Genomic DNA, 16,313 nt, shown 5'->3' with positions numbered 1-16,313 from the left:
TTACACCGATTTAAAATACTTTTTTCTTAACCACAAGGACACACTAACTAAAGCAATCAATACAGGAACTTCAACCAAAGGACCAATCACCGTAGTGAACGCCACTGGCGAAGCTAAACCAAATGTTGCAATAGCAACAGCTAACGCCAATTCAAAATTGTTGCCTGCTGCAGTAAACGAAATTGCAGTCGTTTTAGGATAGTCATTGCCCATCCATTTGCTCATAAAGAAGCTAATGAAGAACATCACCACAAAGTAAATCGTCAGAGGGATTGCAATACGGATTACATCCAAAGGTAAGCTCACAACATCACTACCTTTCAAACTAAACATCGCGACAATTGTGAAAAGTAAAGCAAGCAGACTCAAAGGACTAATTTTTGGTAAAAAAACAGTTTGATACCAATCTAAGCCTTTAGCTCGGACGAGAATCAATCGTGTCATAAAACCAAGAAAAAATGGAATCCCAAGATAAACCAATACCGCATGCGTAATGGTCCAGAAGTCAACATTAATGACTTGTCCTGCAATGCCAAAATACGGTGGCAAGAAAGTTAGAAATAACCACGCATAAGTACTGAAGAATAGAATTTGGAAGATACTATTAAATGCAACAAGTGCTGCTACATATTGGTTATCACCACAGGCTAAACCATTCCAAACTAAAACCATTGCAATACAACGTGCCAAACCGATCAAAATCAGTCCAGTCATGTATTCAGGATAATTATGTAAAAACACAATTGCGAGTACAAACATTAATACTGGAGCAATCAACCAGTTTTGCACCAAAGATAAAGTTAAAGTTTTTTTATCTTTGAACACTTCTGGTAAAGCAGCATAATCCACTTTTGCCAAAGGTGGATACATCATCAAAATCAAACCAATCGCGATAGGAATATTGACCGAGTCGACACTCATTTTATCGAGCGTTACTGAAGCCTGAGGGATAAATACACCGATGGCTATTCCTAGTGCCATGGCAATAAAAATCCAAAGCGTAAGATTACGATCTAGAAAAGATAACCTTTGTTGAGCCATGATGTTCTCATTCAATCTCAGAAATTTTATTGATCGCAGCAATTAACTCTGGACGAGTCATACTCTCAGTATCCATTGCAAATAAAGCATCTAAACGGCGATTGATATGATCAACAGTCACTTGGAATGCTTTTAATTTATCTTCTTTCGGCAAGTCTAAATGCGATGGATCTGCTAAACCCCAATGTGCTTTGATCGCTCCGCCTAAATATAGAGGACAAGCTTCTTGTGCTGCAGAATCACATACGGTAATTACCACATCAGGTTGATATTGTTCACAGTCATCAATCGTTTTGCTCCACAAACCCTCAGTTGATAGATTTAAGCTTTCTAAAGTCTCGATCGTCAAAGGATGAACTTGGCCAGATGGCTTACTTCCTGCACTATATGCTTTCCAACCTGCTGGTGCACGATGATTAAATAACACCTCTGACAAAATGCTACGGCAACTATTTCCAGTACATAAAAATAGAAATTTCATATTCAAATTACTCACAATAACTTTTTAGAGATAAAGTCGATAAATCCTGACTAGTTGATGATGAACCGTTGACTAAAAGAGCCAAAATATCATGGCACCATATCGGCAGTTCTGGATTGATGCTGTAATACACCCACTGACTTTGTCTTCGATCTTGTAGTAAGCCAGATGACCTTAATAAGGCTAAATGTCTCGAAATTTTTGGTTGGCTCAAGTTTAATTTTTCAGTCAAATCACAAACACATAGTTCTTTATTTTCCGCCACCAAAATGACAATACTGAGACGTGTTTCATCAGACAAACACTTAAAGAAATTCACTCGATCCATTTCCAACCTCAAATACTGAATTATTATTTAATTAACACGCTGACCATTTTCATCAATCACCTGTTCACCATCCTCTTTGGAAAAAGCACCTTGTTGTGCAACAGGTAAAATATCCAGTACCAACTCCGATGGTCTGCATAAACGAGTACCCTGACTCGTCACAACAAAAGGACGATTAATTAAAATAGGATGTTCAAGCATAAATTCGATTAATTCATGATCTGTCCAAGTCTCACGATCCAAATCAAGTTCACTATAAGGATCAACATTCGTACGGATCGCAGCCCTTACAGACAAACCAGCATCACTAATCAATTGAATAAGTTCAGATTTTGAAGGAGGGTTCAGTAAATATTCAATCACGATAGGTTCAATACCCGTATTGCGAATTAATCCGAGTGTATTTCGAGATGTCCCACATGCAGGGTTGTGATAAATCGTAATTTGTTGTTGAGTAGACATAATGAGTAAAAACATTTTGAATTAATGATAGTGACTTTATATATGAATATTCATATATACGCAATACCATATATTAAGATTGATAAGCTCACTTACGTATACGCCCCAACTGCCTAAATAAGTATTTTTGAGCAATTTACGACCATGCAATATTCGAAATTGATCATTTTCAAAAATAAGTTAAGCAGATGAGTCAGTGAGCAAATGCTTTTTTTCTTCTAATATGCCGCTACACAGTTGCAACCGTAGAGTTCTTGCACGATGACTCAATTGCCTAAAGTTAAAGATACCTTTGTTAACTCTAAAACAACCCAATCCATCTTAAAAACGCGTGCGGGTAAACAAGCTGCACAAGTTTTTTCAAATGCGGCGGATCGTTTCTTGAGAGGACATCAACTGGCATTGTCAGGAAAGACACCTTTTGAAGTCGTTTATGAACGTGAAATTATTAGTTTACGGTTTTACAAGGCAGATGTAGAAACAGGTGAAAATAAACACCGTGTACCTCTCGTCATTATCCCCCCATTAGCAGCCAATACCCTAGTGTTCGATTTGTTTCCTGATCGTAGTTTAATTCGTTATTTTCAAAGCCAAGGTTTTGATGTGTATATGATTGACTGGGGCACACCAAGCCGTAGACAAGCCAAATACAATTTCGGCACCTATATCAAAATCTTTATGCCCGACTTTATCAACAAAATTCGTGAACATAGCGGGCAACAGCAACTATCATTATATGGCTGGAGCCTAGGTGGAGCGATCTCACTTTGCTACACGTCATTATTCAAAGATAAAAATATTAAGAATTTAATGATTTTGGCATCACCGATTAATACCCATCAATCAGGTTATATTGGTAAGCTCTATCAAAAGTTAAACACACCAGCGCAATGGGTGCGAACCAATACCAATTTCCGAATCCGTCAAATTCCTAGCCGCTATTTTCATATTCACGGTTGGCAAAATACGCTCGGATTTAAGCTCACAGATCCTGTGGGTAATTTTAAAAATTATTGGCAATTACTGAAAAATTTGAACGATCGACAGTTTGTCATTAATCACGCAACTTCAAGTTCGTTTGTTGACAATATGCTCGCCTATCCTGGGGGGGTAATGCGCGATATCATTTTGCGCTTTTGGATCGATAACGAACTTTCGACTGGTGTGGTTCAATTTGGCGATCAAACCGCTTATTTTAAAGATATCGATTGTTCTGTTTTAGCGATTGGCGGTGATACTGATATTATCGTCACAGCTGAAGCGGTCAAACCATTAATGGATTTAATCAGCAGTCAAGATAAGCAATTCGAGATTGTTTCAGGAGGGCATATGGGGTTGGTTTCAGGTAGCCAAGCACCTCTACATGTTTGGCCTGTGATTACTAACTGGCTCATTCCACGCTCTGAATAAAGCAAATAAGATTGTCAAATATTGAGTCTATGCTCAATGTTTGACAACTCATCAAATCTGCTTAACGCAGTCGTTTAAGCAAAGTTATGAGTTCGGTTTAATACTAGATTCTCAACATTTACAGGACGACCTAACAGATATCCCTGCAATTGATTGCATCCAAGATGTGTCAAAATATCCGCTTGCTCCTGCGTTTCAACCCCTTCCGCAGTCACAACCAATTCTAATTTCGCAGCCAAGTGAATAATACTTTCTAAGATCGCTTCTTCTTTCGAATTAGGCTGTAAATCAATTAAAAAACCGCGGTCAATTTTAAGCTCATCGATTGGTAAATCTTTTAAATAAAGAAAACTCGAATAACCTGTACCAAAATCATCAATTGCAATTCGAATCCCTAACTTTCTCAACCGCTCTAATGTACGAATACTCGATTCGATATGATGCATCGCAGTTGACTCTGTGATTTCTAAAATGAGATGTTCAGGTTGAATTTGATATTTATCTAAGAGCTTTTCTAATACACAAAACAGTTTTTTATTTTCAAATTGCAAAGCCGAAAGATTGACTGCGATCGGATAAAAAGGACTATTACTCTGTTCCCATTTTTGAATCTGCTGGCAAGCTTGCTCAAGTGCCCAATACCCCATTGGAATGATCAAACCAGTCTTCTCAGCTCCCTCTATAAACATTTGCGGAGTTAACAATCCTAAAGTTGGATGCTTCCAACGAATCAGAGCCTCTACTCCACAGATTTCATAATTGACCGTAAATTTCGGTTGATAAAATAAGATAAACTGTTGTTCATCAACAGCTTTATAAAGATCATTAATTAATTTGGATTGACTGCGAACATCTTGTTGATCACTCGCAGAATGGAAAATAGTAAAGGTATTACGTCCTTGATCTTTAGATGCCAACATCGCGACATCTGCATTGATCAAAAGATCTTGAACATTCGTACCGTGCTCAGGATAAATCGCAATGCCCAAACTGGCTGAAATATTTATCTCTTTATTTGCAATTGAATAACTTTCTTGAATGGCATGTAGAACTTTCTCTGCTAACTCTATCGCCTCATTTGCATCAGTATGCTCTGAGATTAAAACAAACTCATCACCACCAATTCTAAACAGCTTTTGATTTTGGCCGAGTTTCTGATGTAATCGATTAGCCATTTGGATTAATAACTGATCACCAATATGGTGTCCAAAAGCATCATTAACAGACTTAAAGCGATCTAAATCAATATATAAAAATGCAGCTTTTTGTTCTTTTAAACGATGATGACTAAAAATTACTTCAGCATAATCTGTTAAAGATAAGCGATTTGGCAGTTTAGTTAAGGAATCATGTGAAGATTGGTTGGCTAACTCGCGATTGATTTTTGTTAATTGTTGGTTGCGCTCCTCTAGTCTCGCTTCTAAAACTGCAACGGCGAAACCAGCAACAAAGACTAAACTCGTAATAAAAATAATCGTAAATAACAGCACACTTTGGTCAGTTTGAGCAGCACTTAAGATCATCGCTACCCGTTCATCAAATAATGTCGCAGCCATTCCAGTATAATGCATTCCCACAATACTAAATGCCATCAATAAAGCGATAGTCAGTTTCAAAACTGTACGATGGGTAGTCGCTGTCTTATATTTAAAAATAAACCAAAAACTTAATGCAGAACCCAAAATTGCAATCAAGATCGAACTAATGACCAAAAGTGGATCATAGTGTAGTTGATGATCGGTAAATGAGAGTGCAAGCATTCCCGTGTAGTGCATTCCTGAAATGCCTAAGCCCATAAACACAGCACCTAAAACCAATCGCGGTAAAGGTAATGTAGGTCGAGTTGTTAACCACACAGCAAATATAGAAGCCACTGCACCAACTAAATAAGACAATGCAGTCAAACTAAGATCAAAGTGATAGCCTTCTGGCAAATGGCTAGCCAGCATTCCCACAAAATGCATTGCCCATATCGCTAATCCTAAGATTAGACCACTTGCAATCAAAATACTTTTTTCAAATTTTTTATAAGCAGGTTTGAAAACAAGTTCTTCCATCGAAACTGCTGCATAGCAAGTTGCTATTGCAACCAGAATGGAAACGATGACCAATGTGCTATCGTAATCAACGTGTACCATAAAGGACTTCCATGATTATTCAGTACTTTTTTTTATTTTCTGAGCAAATTGCTCAAAATCCGAACGATCCTTCACACTCAAAAAAGATATAAATTTCGCATTCATAAACTTTCCTTAACAATAACATCATCTAGCACAAGGTCAAGTCTTTTTCACTTTATAAATCAATAGAATAAAAACATATATTCATTTCAAACCAATGAAAATTCTTGTTTTTTTACTGCAATTTTCAAACCACATTGCAGATTCAATTGAACTAAGCACTTTGATGTTAATTTTTTTGATTATGAGATACTAAAAGCTGAACCGTCGTACATTTCAATTTTAAAAACAATCAACAATTATAAAAGACACACTCACCTTTAATAAATGCTTTAAACATATATATAGTATGCCTTTTTATCATGCTGTTTGTTATAACTCTGTTATTAAAAAAGACTAAGAATATGAAGTTTTTTATACCGAAAGCAAATAAGTGACTACACTCCTTATCAGGTAATTTATTTTTTATACTCTCAGTAACATCTTAAAAATTCTTACTTCCATACGAGCCGCGAGAATTAACTCAACGACCTAAACTGCAAAATTAGGCTATCATCACAAGATACAGCACTTTAAGTGATGCAATAAAAAAGCCCTTGTATAAACAAGGGCTCTTCAAAGATTAAACTAAAAAAATTAGTTTTTCTCTTTATCAACGATTTTGTTCGCTTGAATCCAAGGCATCATCGCACGTAATTTAGCACCCGTTACTTCAATACCATGTGCTGCATTTTGACGACGACGAGCAGTCATAGATGGGTAGTTCAACGCACCTTCTTGGATGAACATTTTCGCATATTCACCAGATTGGATACGTTTCAATGCATTACGCATTGCTTCACGTGACTGTTCGTTGATTACTTCAACACCAGTTACGTATTCACCGTATTCAGCATTGTTAGATACTGAATAGTTCATGTCAGCGATACCGCCTTCGAACATCAAATCAACGATCAATTTAAGCTCATGCAAGCATTCGAAGTAAGCCATTTCTGGTGCATAACCAGCTTCAACTAAAGTTTCGAAGCCCATTTTAACCAATTCAACAGCACCACCACAAAGAACTGCTTGCTCACCGAATAAATCAGTTTCAGTTTCTTCACGGAATGAAGTTTCGATGATACCTGTACGACCACCACCTACGCCTGAAGCATAAGAAAGTGCAACGTTACGAGCATTACCAGAAGCATCTTGGTGAATCGCGATAAGATCAGGAACACCCGAACCACGTTGGAATTCTGAACGTACAGTGTGACCAGGTGCTTTTGGAGCAACCATGATTACGTCTAAATCTTTACGTGGAACAACTTGGTTATAAAGAACAGAGAAACCATGAGCAAATGCTAAAGTTGCACCTTCTTTGATGTTTGGTTCAATTACATCACGATAAAGTTGAGCTTGGAACTCATCTGGAGTCAAGATCATAACTAAGTCAGCTTGAGCAACAGCTGCTGGCACTTCAGAAACTTTAAGACCTGAATTTTCAGCTTTTTTCCAAGATGCTGAACCAGCACGTAAACCAACAGTTACGTCTACGCCAGAGTCTTTCAAGTTAAGTGCGTGAGCATGACCTTGTGAACCATAACCAATAATTGCAACTTTCTTGCCTTGGATGATTGATAAGTCACAGTCTTTATCGTAAAAAATTTGCATCTGTTTTCTCCGCTAAAATTTTTGTCATTTCCCTTGTTATACAAGGATAGATCCTTTGAAACTTCCCAATTCTTCCATTTCTATATGCAGAATTGGGGAAGCGTTAAATACTTAAAACTTTTTCACCACGTGCGATGCCTGACACACCAGAACGTACAACTTCTAGAATCGTATTCTCAGCAAGTGCATCAATAAAACCATCGATCTTATCAGTCGTACCAGCAATTTGAATCGTATAAGTCGTCGGTGTTACGTCAACGATTTGAGCACGGAAAATATCAGCTGTACGCTTAATTTCCGCACGAGCTGCACCTAAAGCTTTCACTTTAATCAACATAAGCTCGCGCTCAATATGTGCGCCTTCTGACAAATCAACCACCTTAACCACTTCAACTAATTTATTCAGTTGTTTTGTGATCTGCTCAATTTTGTGATCATCACCATAAGTTGTCAGCGTCAAACGAGATAAAGTTTCATCTTCAGTTGGAGCAACGTTTAAAGTCTCAATGTTGTAACCACGTTGAGAGAATAAACCGACCAAACGAGAAAGCGCGCCTGCTTCATTTTCTACAAGTACAGAGATAATGTGTCTCATGCCGTGCGCTCCCCTTTACCTAACCACATATCTTTCATCGACTGGCCTGCAATAAGCATTGGATACACATGCTCAGTACGGTCAACCATGACATTAATGAACACACATTTATCATTAATCGCCATCGCTTCTGCAAGCTTAGATTCAAGCTCATCTGCGTGGTCAATTTGAATACCAACGTGACCGTAAGCTTCCATTAACTTGGCAAAGTCAGGTAATGAGTCAACGTATGAACTTGAATGACGTCCTTCATAGTTCATATCTTGCCATTGTTTAACCATGCCTAGAGCTTGGTTATTTAAGCAAAGAATTTTCACATTTAAGCCATACTGCTTACATGTTGATAACTCTTGGATACACATCTGAATCGATGCTTCACCAGTAATACAAACCACTTGCTGATCTGGGAAAGCAAGTTTAGCTGCCATCGCATATGGTAAACCAACACCCATGGTACCTAGACCACCAGAGTTGATCCATTGACGTGGACGCTTATACGTATAATACAAAGCACCAAACATTTGATGTTGACCCACGTCAGACGTGATAATCGCTTCACCATTTGTAACTTTGCACAAAGCTTTAACCACTTGCTGTGGTTTCATTGAACCATCAGTTGGTGTTTCATATTTCAAACCGTGGACTTTGCGCCACTCATTGATTTGTGACCACCATTCAGCAATAGCTTCTGGGTTTGGCTTTGACACATTCATTTGTTTCAACTGAGCCAACATTTCTTGAAGGACAGGCTCAACAGCACCCACAATCGGGATATGTGCCATAATCGTCTTCGAAATTGTTGCTGGGTCAATATCAATATGAATGACTTTAGCATTTTGACAGAACTTAGCTGGGTTATTGGTTACACGGTCATCAAAACGCGCACCAATTGCCAAAATGACATCTGCATTGTGCATCGTCATATTTGCTTCATAAGTTCCATGCATACCCAACATACCCACAAATTGTGGATCATCGCCAGGGAAAGCACCTAAACCCATTAAAGTATTTGTTACTGGGTAGCCAAGTAAATGCGCAAGTTCTGTTAATAATTCAGAAGCATTACCTTGAACAACACCACCACCAGTATAAATAACTGGGCGTTTAGCAGTAATTAATTCATCAATTGCTTTACGAATCTGACCTGAATGTCCACGTGAAGGCGGTTGATAAGAGCGCATTTTCACTTTTTCTGGATATTCGTAAGCAAATTTCTCTGCTGGGTTGGTCGCATCTTTAGGAATATCAACAACAACTGGACCTGGACGACCAGATGAAGCGATATAGAATGCTTTTTTGATAATTGCTGGAATTTCACTAGCATGACGCACTTGGAAACTATGTTTTACAATTGGACGAGAAATACCAACCATATCTGTTTCTTGGAATGCATCTTCTCCAATTAAATGAGTCGCAACTTGACCAGACAAAATCACCATTGGGATTGAGTCCATATATGCCGTTGCAATTGGAGTAACTGTGTTTGTTGCACCAGGTCCTGAAGTGACGAGCACCACACCTGTTTTACCCGTTACGCGTGAGTATGCATCTGCCATATGACCAGCAGCTTGCTCATGACGTACAAGGTAATGATTAATTTTGTCTTGTTGAAATAGCGCGTCATAGATATGTAAAACTGCGCCGCCTGGATAACCAAAAACATGCTCTACGCCTTCGTCCGCAAGCGCACGAACGAGCATTTCACCACCAGATAAAAGTTCCAACGTGATTCACCCTAGTGTTTGCACAATTTATGGGAGACATAAACTGTGTTCATTCATTAACTTTATGCACTTTTTATAAGTGTGCGTATTCTACTCGTTTTTGCTGCAATAGGAAAAATTTTCTGACTCATCAGCCGTATAAGCTGTTATTACATCTCGAATCAAAATATGTTGGGATAAACATATTTCAAAAAATCATTCTCTCGGCTAGAAAGAATGTCCATTGCAAGCCATGACATTTATCCGAAGGGTGATCAAATAAACGCATATAAAACTAAAGCATGCATTTTTGTTGCTTTCATATACAAAGTCAATAACAAAGAAAAGGTTTTTTAAGAATATTTTTTAGCTGTTGCTTTTTTAAGCACTATTCACGCATTTTTTGAATGTTGCACCACCCCATTTATCAAATAACTATTTTCTTTTTCAGTAAAAATAGGCATTGTTATTCACGCATAAAAGCACTTTGATCGAATGTAGACAAAATTCTCTTGGGGAGATCAAATATGACATCAAATCATTTAAAAACAAGCTTATATACTTTAGCAGCGACAGTTATGCTTCTAAGTTCTAGTCAAAACCATGCACAGCAATATTACAAATGGGTCGACGCTAGTGGCTCCACTCATTACACAGCCACTCCACCTCCAAAAGGTGCAAAACGTTTAGATAAAGTCACAACCTATGGTAGCCACAACTACAGTTCCAGCAATCCAACTAGTACAACAACACAAGCAACTCAAACGCCACAAAGCGATATAAATCAACAAAACAATTCATCGACTACGAATATGCCTACCGATAATTCTAAGCCTGTTCCAACAGTAGAAGCACCAAATGTATCTTCGAATTCAGGTGTAAAAGTTCAGCCAAAACTTTAAATAATAAAATTCGATTAAGGTGATGAAATAAGACATCACCTTAATTCATCTATAAAACGACTAATCTTATTTCCCTATGAAAAACATCTTTCATCTAGTCATAGTAATATTTAGTGCACCAAACGAAAAAGTGAAGTAGCTAATCAAAGAAGACGGAGAAATTAACCAATCCAAGAACATCAAATCGATAAAAGCACTAAAATAGAACCACTGATACTCAATAGCCAGAAGATAAAATCTTGCTCTAAAAACTGACATTCGCCCCTATTTTGCGCTATGCTGTGCGGCAATCTTAACTTTAATTTTTGTTGTATCGCATATCCCTATGACGACTTCTCACATTGACTCCGAATATCAAGCAAGTGCCATTGAGCCTCAAGTTCAACAAGACTGGGACAATCGCAAAGTTTTTAAAGTTGCAGACACTGTAGAGGGCAAACATCGCTATATCCTGTCGATGTTCCCTTACCCAAGTGGCAAACTGCATATGGGGCATGTGCGTAACTACACCATTGGTGACGTGATCAGCCGTTTTTACCGTCTAAAAGGTGAAACGGTATTACAACCAATGGGTTGGGATGCATTTGGTTTACCTGCTGAAAATGCAGCGATCGCTCATCAAGTTGCACCAGCAAAATGGACATTTGAAAATATCGCATATATGCGTGACCAATTAAAAAAATTGGGTTTGTCTGTGGACTGGGATCGTGAATTTGCAACCTGTACACCAGAATACTATCACTGGGAACAATGGTTATTCGTTCAGCTTTATAAAAAAGGTTTGATTTATCGTAAGCTCTCAACAGTAAACTGGGACCCAGTTGACCAAACTGTTTTAGCAAACGAACAAGTTGAAAATGGTCGTGGCTGGCGCTCTGGTGCATTGGTAGAAAAACGCGATATTCCAATGTATTACTTCCGCATCACAGACTATGCACAAGAATTATTAGATGATTTAGACACCTTGCAAGATGGTTGGCCACAACAAGTGTTGACCATGCAACGCAATTGGATCGGCCGCTCTACGGGTATGGAAATCACTTTCCCTTCTGCAAATACAGAAATTTATGCAGATGGCTTAACCGTTTACACAACACGTGCTGATACCTTAATGGGTGTGACTTATGTTGCTGTTGCAGCAGAGCACCCTCTTGCGCTTAAAGCAGCGGAAAACAATCCTGAATTGGCTGCATTTATCGAAGAATGTCGTATGGGATCAGTGGCTGAAGCTGATTTAGCGACTGCCGAAAAGAAAGGCATGGCAACAGGTTTATTCGTAAAACATCCTGTAACTGGTGATGAACTTCCTGTTTGGATCGCAAACTACGTATTAATGTCATACGGTTCGGGTGCTGTGATGGCTGTGCCAGCACATGACGAACGTGATTTTGAATTTGCCAACAAGTTTAATTTACCAATCAAACAAGTGATCGATGCCAAAGGTGCTGATGATGCAGACTACTCTGCAACTGAATGGCAAGAATGGTATGGCTCTAAAGAAGGTAAACTCGTAAATTCAGGCGACTTCGACGGTTTAGATTTCCAAGCCGCGTTTGATGCTTTCCTTGCAAAATTAGAACCACAGAACTTAGCAAATGCTAAGGTTCAATTCCGTTTACGTGACTGGGGGGTATCTCGTCAACGTTACTGGGGTTGTCCAATTCCAATGATTAACTGTAACACTTGTGGTCAAGTCCCAGTGCCAGAAGATCAATTGCCAGTGGTATTACCAACTGATGTGGTTCCAGATGGTTCTGGTAACCCATTAAATAAAATGCCTGAATTCTATGAAACTAAATGTCCTTGCTGTGATGGCGATGCACGCCGTGAAACAGATACCTTGGATACTTTCGTAGAATCATCTTGGTACTATGCGCGCTATGCATCTCCTGACTTTACAGGTGGTATGGTAAAACCAGAAGCTGCTCAAAACTGGCTCCCTGTAAACCAATACATCGGTGGTGTTGAGCATGCAATTCTGCATTTACTTTATGCACGCTTCTTCCACAAATTAATGCGTGATGAAGGTGTAGTACAAGGTAACGAACCATTTACCAACTTGCTTACTCAAGGCATGGTGTTAGCTGATACCTTCTATCGTGAAGCTGAGAATGGTAAGAAGACTTGGTTTAATCCTGCTGACATCGAATTAGAACGTGATGAGAAAGGTCGTATTCTTTCTGCAAAATACTCAGGTGATGGTCAAGAAGTTATCATCGGCGGACAAGAGAAAATGTCTAAGTCGAAAAACAACGGGATCGACCCACAAGCAATTATTGATCAGTACGGTGCAGATACAGCACGTGTATTCATGATGTTTGCTGCACCACCAGATCAATCTTTAGAATGGTCAGATGCAGGTGTCGAAGGTGCGAACCGCTTCTTAAAACGCGTATGGCGTTTAGCTGCTGGTTTCTTGGAAACAGGCAACCAAACAACGACGATTGATACTGCGAACTTGTCTAAAGATGCACAAGATTTACGTCGCAAAACGCATGAAACCATCCAAAAAGTGGGTGATGACATCGAACGTCGCCATGCATTCAATACTGCGATTGCAGCATTGATGGAGTTGCTGAATGCAACTAACAAGTTTGAAGCAAAAGATGATAATGATGCTGCTGTAGCACGCGAAGCAATTACCACTTTGTTAACCTTACTTGCTCCATTTGCACCGCATCTCAGTCAAACTTTATTGACTCAGTTTGGTATCGACTTAACAGCTGCTGCCTTCCCGCAAGTGGATGAATCAGCATTAACACGTAATACACAAACGATTGTTGTACAAGTGAATGGTAAACTCCGTGGTAAGTTAGATGTCGCTGTCGATATTTCAAAAGATGATTTATTGGCTTTAGCAAAAGCTTTACCAGAAGTTCAACAATTCTTAACTGGACCAACCAAGAAAGAAATTGTTGTACCAAATAAACTTGTGAATTTAGTGGTTTAATTTTCTGTTTAAACTCCCTCTCCTAGTGGGAGAGTGAACTTTATCGAAACAAAACCTCATCAAAGCCCGCTGTCATTCAACGGGCTTTGATTCTAAAATGTGGCCAAATTATCAAGATTAAATCTTCCATATTTGCTGGAAGATCATAAGGACAAAGCATGCATATAGCTCAACGTTTCGCTGCGATTGTTTTAACATTAGGCCTAAGTGCAGGCTTAGCCAGTTGCGGTTTCCATTTGAAAGGAAGTAATCCAACGGCAACGCCTTTGGTATATAACAAATTAAATCTTGTTTTACCTGACAATACCGATGAGCTTGAAAATCGTCTGAGCATTTACTTGAGTGCAACAGGTGTACAACTGAGCAATGCGAACGATGCTTATGTACTGCGCATTTTAGACTACACGCCTCGCCGTCAATTATTGAATGGAAAATTAACTGAAGTCTTGCTTCGTCTAACTGTGACTTTCCAAATTGAAGATCGTCAAGGCAATAAAATTACTGAACCTCGCACATTAACTGCATCACGTAGTTATCAATATGATGTCGCAACGGTCAACACCGACAATCAACAAGAAGCTTATTTAAATAAGATTGTAATTGATGATGTGGCTCAACAGATTACACGTCAAATTGCAGCAAATCGTTTACCGAAAGCACAGTCGTAATCGCAATTTATGAAATTAGATTATGTTCAAGCTTTAAAACGTGTAAATGAAGCCCGTGGTGCATGGATCATCCATGGGCAAGAGCCTTTGCTAGAACAAAATCTACTCGATACATTTCGTAAAGCGTGGCAACAACAAGAAGTTGAACGTCAACGCTATGATATTAGCAGTGTGAATGACTGGAAAAATGTCTTTAATGCATTGAATAGCCTGTCATTATTTTCTCAACAACTCGCAATTGAAGTCCATGGCAATATCAAACCCGATGCCAATGGGCTAAAACAGCTCAAAAGTTATATTCAGCACAATGAACATAACTTATTACTTATCGTATTACCGAAACAAGATAGTAGTAGTTTAAAGTCCGCTTTCTTTCAGGTGGTTGAAGCAAATGGTGTTGTAGTTCCCTTAACAGCAACCTATCCACAAGACCGACAACGTATATTAAGTATTGAAGCCGATAAACTCGGAATCCAATTGAATAATGATGCATGGCAATGGCTGATGCAGCATCATGAACATAACCTACTGGCAGCCAAAAACAGTTTAATGCGTGTTGCGGATACCTTTCCCGATATCAAACAAATCCAGATTGAACAACTCTACGCTTGTTTACAAGATCAATCACGCTATACCACCTATGATTTAAGTGATGCATTATTAACAGGAAATTTAGCTCAATCCGTTAAAATCTATCAGTATCTTCTTGCTGCTGGCGAACCAGATAGCTTGATCTTATGGACACTCAGCAAAGAAATGCGTCTACTCATGCAACTTTTTGAGCAGCCACAGAATGCATTGCAATTAGGGATTTGGAAAACTAAAGTTTCGCTTTATCAGCAAGCATTACGCCGCTTAAACCCTCGTCAGTTTTTAAAATGGCCTGAACTTTTATTAGCAATTGATGCTGCAATTAAAGGAATGTCTAAAGAAAACTCAGAACATCTGATGCTTCAAGCAATCAGTGAACTGTGTGGTACAACTTTATTTCCAAGCTTTTCTTAAAGATAAATAAAAAAGGATGACTTTATGTCATTGGATTTAACCACAATCCAGAAAGAACAAATCAAAGATATACTTTCGCGTGCTGATGCTCTTATTATCAGCGCAGGTGCTGGCATGGGTGTTGACTCTGGGCTACCTGATTTTCGTGGTAATCACGGTATGTGGCAAGCCTATCCTGAACTAGGCAAACAACGAATTGATTTTACAGAAATCGCCAATCCAGCCGCTTTTCATCGCCATCCACGTTTAGCTTGGGGCTTTTACGGACATCGTTTAGCACTCTATCGTGAGACTCAACCCCATATAGGTTTTGAATTACTCAATCAATTGGCAGAGAAATTAGCACTACCTTATTTTATATTCACTTCTAACGTCGACGGGCAATTTCAAAAGGCAGGCTTTAGTCCAAAGCAGATTTATGAATGTCATGGTTCAATTCATCATTTACAATGCTTAGCTAGTTGTACTTCAGAAATTTGGTCAGCAGATGACATCTCGCCTGAAATCGACCATCTAAATTGCCAATGGTTAGATGACCTCCCTCACTGTAAACATTGTGGCGGTTTGGCACGTCCTAATATCTTAATGTTTGATGACTACGAGTGGATTGCTCAGCGACAAACACAGCAACGAAATCGTTTAGAATCCTTTATAAATCAATATAAACAACCACTTGTTATAGAGATTGGTGCAGGTACAGCTATTCCAACAGTACGCTATTTCAGTGAACGATTTGCGCCCTCTCTGATTCGTATTAATCCTCGTGATTATGCTTTACCCAAAACAGGTGGAATCGCTCTTGCCATGAATGCTGCACATGGTATTCAAATAATATATGACATTTCCACGACATAGCATCACAGTCAAATAGTAAATAATTCTCATTCTAGATTAAAAATATCCACGCTTTATCCTTATTTCACTTTTATACTAAG

14 protein-coding genes are annotated in these 16,313 nt (G+C 38.7%); 6 read left to right on the top strand and 8 right to left on the bottom strand.

Going from position 1 to position 16,313, the window contains the following annotated elements:
• From arsB to arsC, 4 genes are read right to left on the bottom strand one after another with little or no spacing between them, the layout of a single operon-like run.
• Positions 1–1,041 (bottom strand): ACR3 family arsenite efflux transporter, encoded by a 1,041-nt coding sequence (gene arsB, locus H2677_RS02615; RefSeq protein WP_004906576.1) that lies wholly within the window; start codon positions 1,039–1,041, stop codon positions 1–3.
• 7 nt (positions 1,042–1,048) lie between these two features.
• Positions 1,049–1,522, bottom strand: a complete 474-nt coding sequence (locus tag H2677_RS02610) for an arsenate reductase ArsC (protein ID WP_212639070.1) — start codon at positions 1,520–1,522, stop codon at positions 1,049–1,051.
• Between the two features lie 7 nt (positions 1,523–1,529).
• Positions 1,530–1,850 (bottom strand): metalloregulator ArsR/SmtB family transcription factor, encoded by a 321-nt coding sequence (locus tag H2677_RS02605; protein ID WP_099948095.1) that lies wholly within the window; start codon positions 1,848–1,850, stop codon positions 1,530–1,532.
• Positions 1,851–1,877: 27 nt separating this feature from the next.
• Positions 1,878–2,312: an arsenate reductase (glutaredoxin) gene (gene arsC, locus H2677_RS02600; RefSeq protein WP_148101497.1), complete on the bottom strand. Its 435-nt coding sequence runs from the start codon at positions 2,310–2,312 to the stop codon at positions 1,878–1,880.
• Positions 2,313–2,573: 261 nt separating this feature from the next.
• On the opposite strand from arsC, the gene H2677_RS02595 reads away from it, so the two are divergent.
• The gene (locus tag H2677_RS02595; protein WP_212639069.1) at positions 2,574–3,722 is read left to right on the top strand and encodes an alpha/beta fold hydrolase; all 1,149 of its coding nucleotides are present in this window, start codon (positions 2,574–2,576) and stop codon (positions 3,720–3,722) included.
• Positions 3,723–3,796: 74 nt separating this feature from the next.
• On the opposite strand, the gene H2677_RS02590 is transcribed toward H2677_RS02595, so the two are convergent.
• The 4 genes from H2677_RS02590 to H2677_RS02575 form a co-directional block, all read right to left on the bottom strand.
• Positions 3,797–5,860: a putative bifunctional diguanylate cyclase/phosphodiesterase gene (locus H2677_RS02590; protein ID WP_004955588.1), complete on the bottom strand. Its 2,064-nt coding sequence runs from the start codon at positions 5,858–5,860 to the stop codon at positions 3,797–3,799.
• A 678-nt stretch (positions 5,861–6,538) separates the two neighbouring features.
• Positions 6,539–7,555 (bottom strand): ketol-acid reductoisomerase, encoded by a 1,017-nt coding sequence (gene ilvC / locus H2677_RS02585; RefSeq protein ID WP_004906565.1) that lies wholly within the window; start codon positions 7,553–7,555, stop codon positions 6,539–6,541.
• Between the two features lie 103 nt (positions 7,556–7,658).
• Positions 7,659–8,150, bottom strand: a complete 492-nt coding sequence (gene ilvN, locus H2677_RS02580; RefSeq protein WP_004760770.1) for an acetolactate synthase small subunit — start codon at positions 8,148–8,150, stop codon at positions 7,659–7,661.
• Entirely contained in the window at positions 8,147–9,874 is a 1,728-nt protein-coding gene (locus H2677_RS02575; protein WP_004906563.1) for an acetolactate synthase 3 large subunit, read from the bottom strand. Before H2677_RS02575 ends, ilvN begins: the two co-directional genes overlap by 4 nt.
• A 506-nt stretch (positions 9,875–10,380) precedes the next feature.
• Between H2677_RS02575 and H2677_RS02570 the strand changes: the two genes are divergently transcribed.
• From H2677_RS02570 to H2677_RS02550, 5 genes are all read left to right on the top strand, one after another.
• Positions 10,381–10,755, top strand: a complete 375-nt coding sequence (locus tag H2677_RS02570; protein ID WP_125297496.1) for a DUF4124 domain-containing protein — start codon at positions 10,381–10,383, stop codon at positions 10,753–10,755.
• Between the two features lie 325 nt (positions 10,756–11,080).
• Positions 11,081–13,705: a leucine--tRNA ligase gene (leuS, locus tag H2677_RS02565; protein WP_212639068.1), complete on the top strand. Its 2,625-nt coding sequence runs from the start codon at positions 11,081–11,083 to the stop codon at positions 13,703–13,705.
• Between the two features lie 158 nt (positions 13,706–13,863).
• Positions 13,864–14,373 (top strand): LPS-assembly lipoprotein LptE, encoded by a 510-nt coding sequence (locus H2677_RS02560; protein ID WP_004906557.1) that lies wholly within the window; start codon positions 13,864–13,866, stop codon positions 14,371–14,373.
• A 9-nt stretch (positions 14,374–14,382) separates the two neighbouring features.
• Complete coding sequence (holA, locus tag H2677_RS02555) at positions 14,383–15,378, top strand: DNA polymerase III subunit delta (protein WP_004955573.1); 996 nt, start codon at positions 14,383–14,385, stop codon at positions 15,376–15,378.
• A gap of 24 nt (positions 15,379–15,402) precedes the next feature.
• On the top strand, positions 15,403–16,233 hold the full coding sequence (locus H2677_RS02550) for an SIR2 family NAD-dependent protein deacylase (protein ID WP_212639067.1): 831 nt from the start codon (positions 15,403–15,405) through the stop codon (positions 16,231–16,233).
• The last annotated feature ends 80 nt before the right edge of the window (positions 16,234–16,313 follow it).

The sequence above is a fragment of the Acinetobacter junii genome (genome assembly GCF_018336855.1).
GTDB lineage: Bacteria > Pseudomonadota > Gammaproteobacteria > Pseudomonadales > Moraxellaceae > Acinetobacter > Acinetobacter junii.
This window is presented reverse-complemented; position numbering and strand designations above follow the sequence as displayed.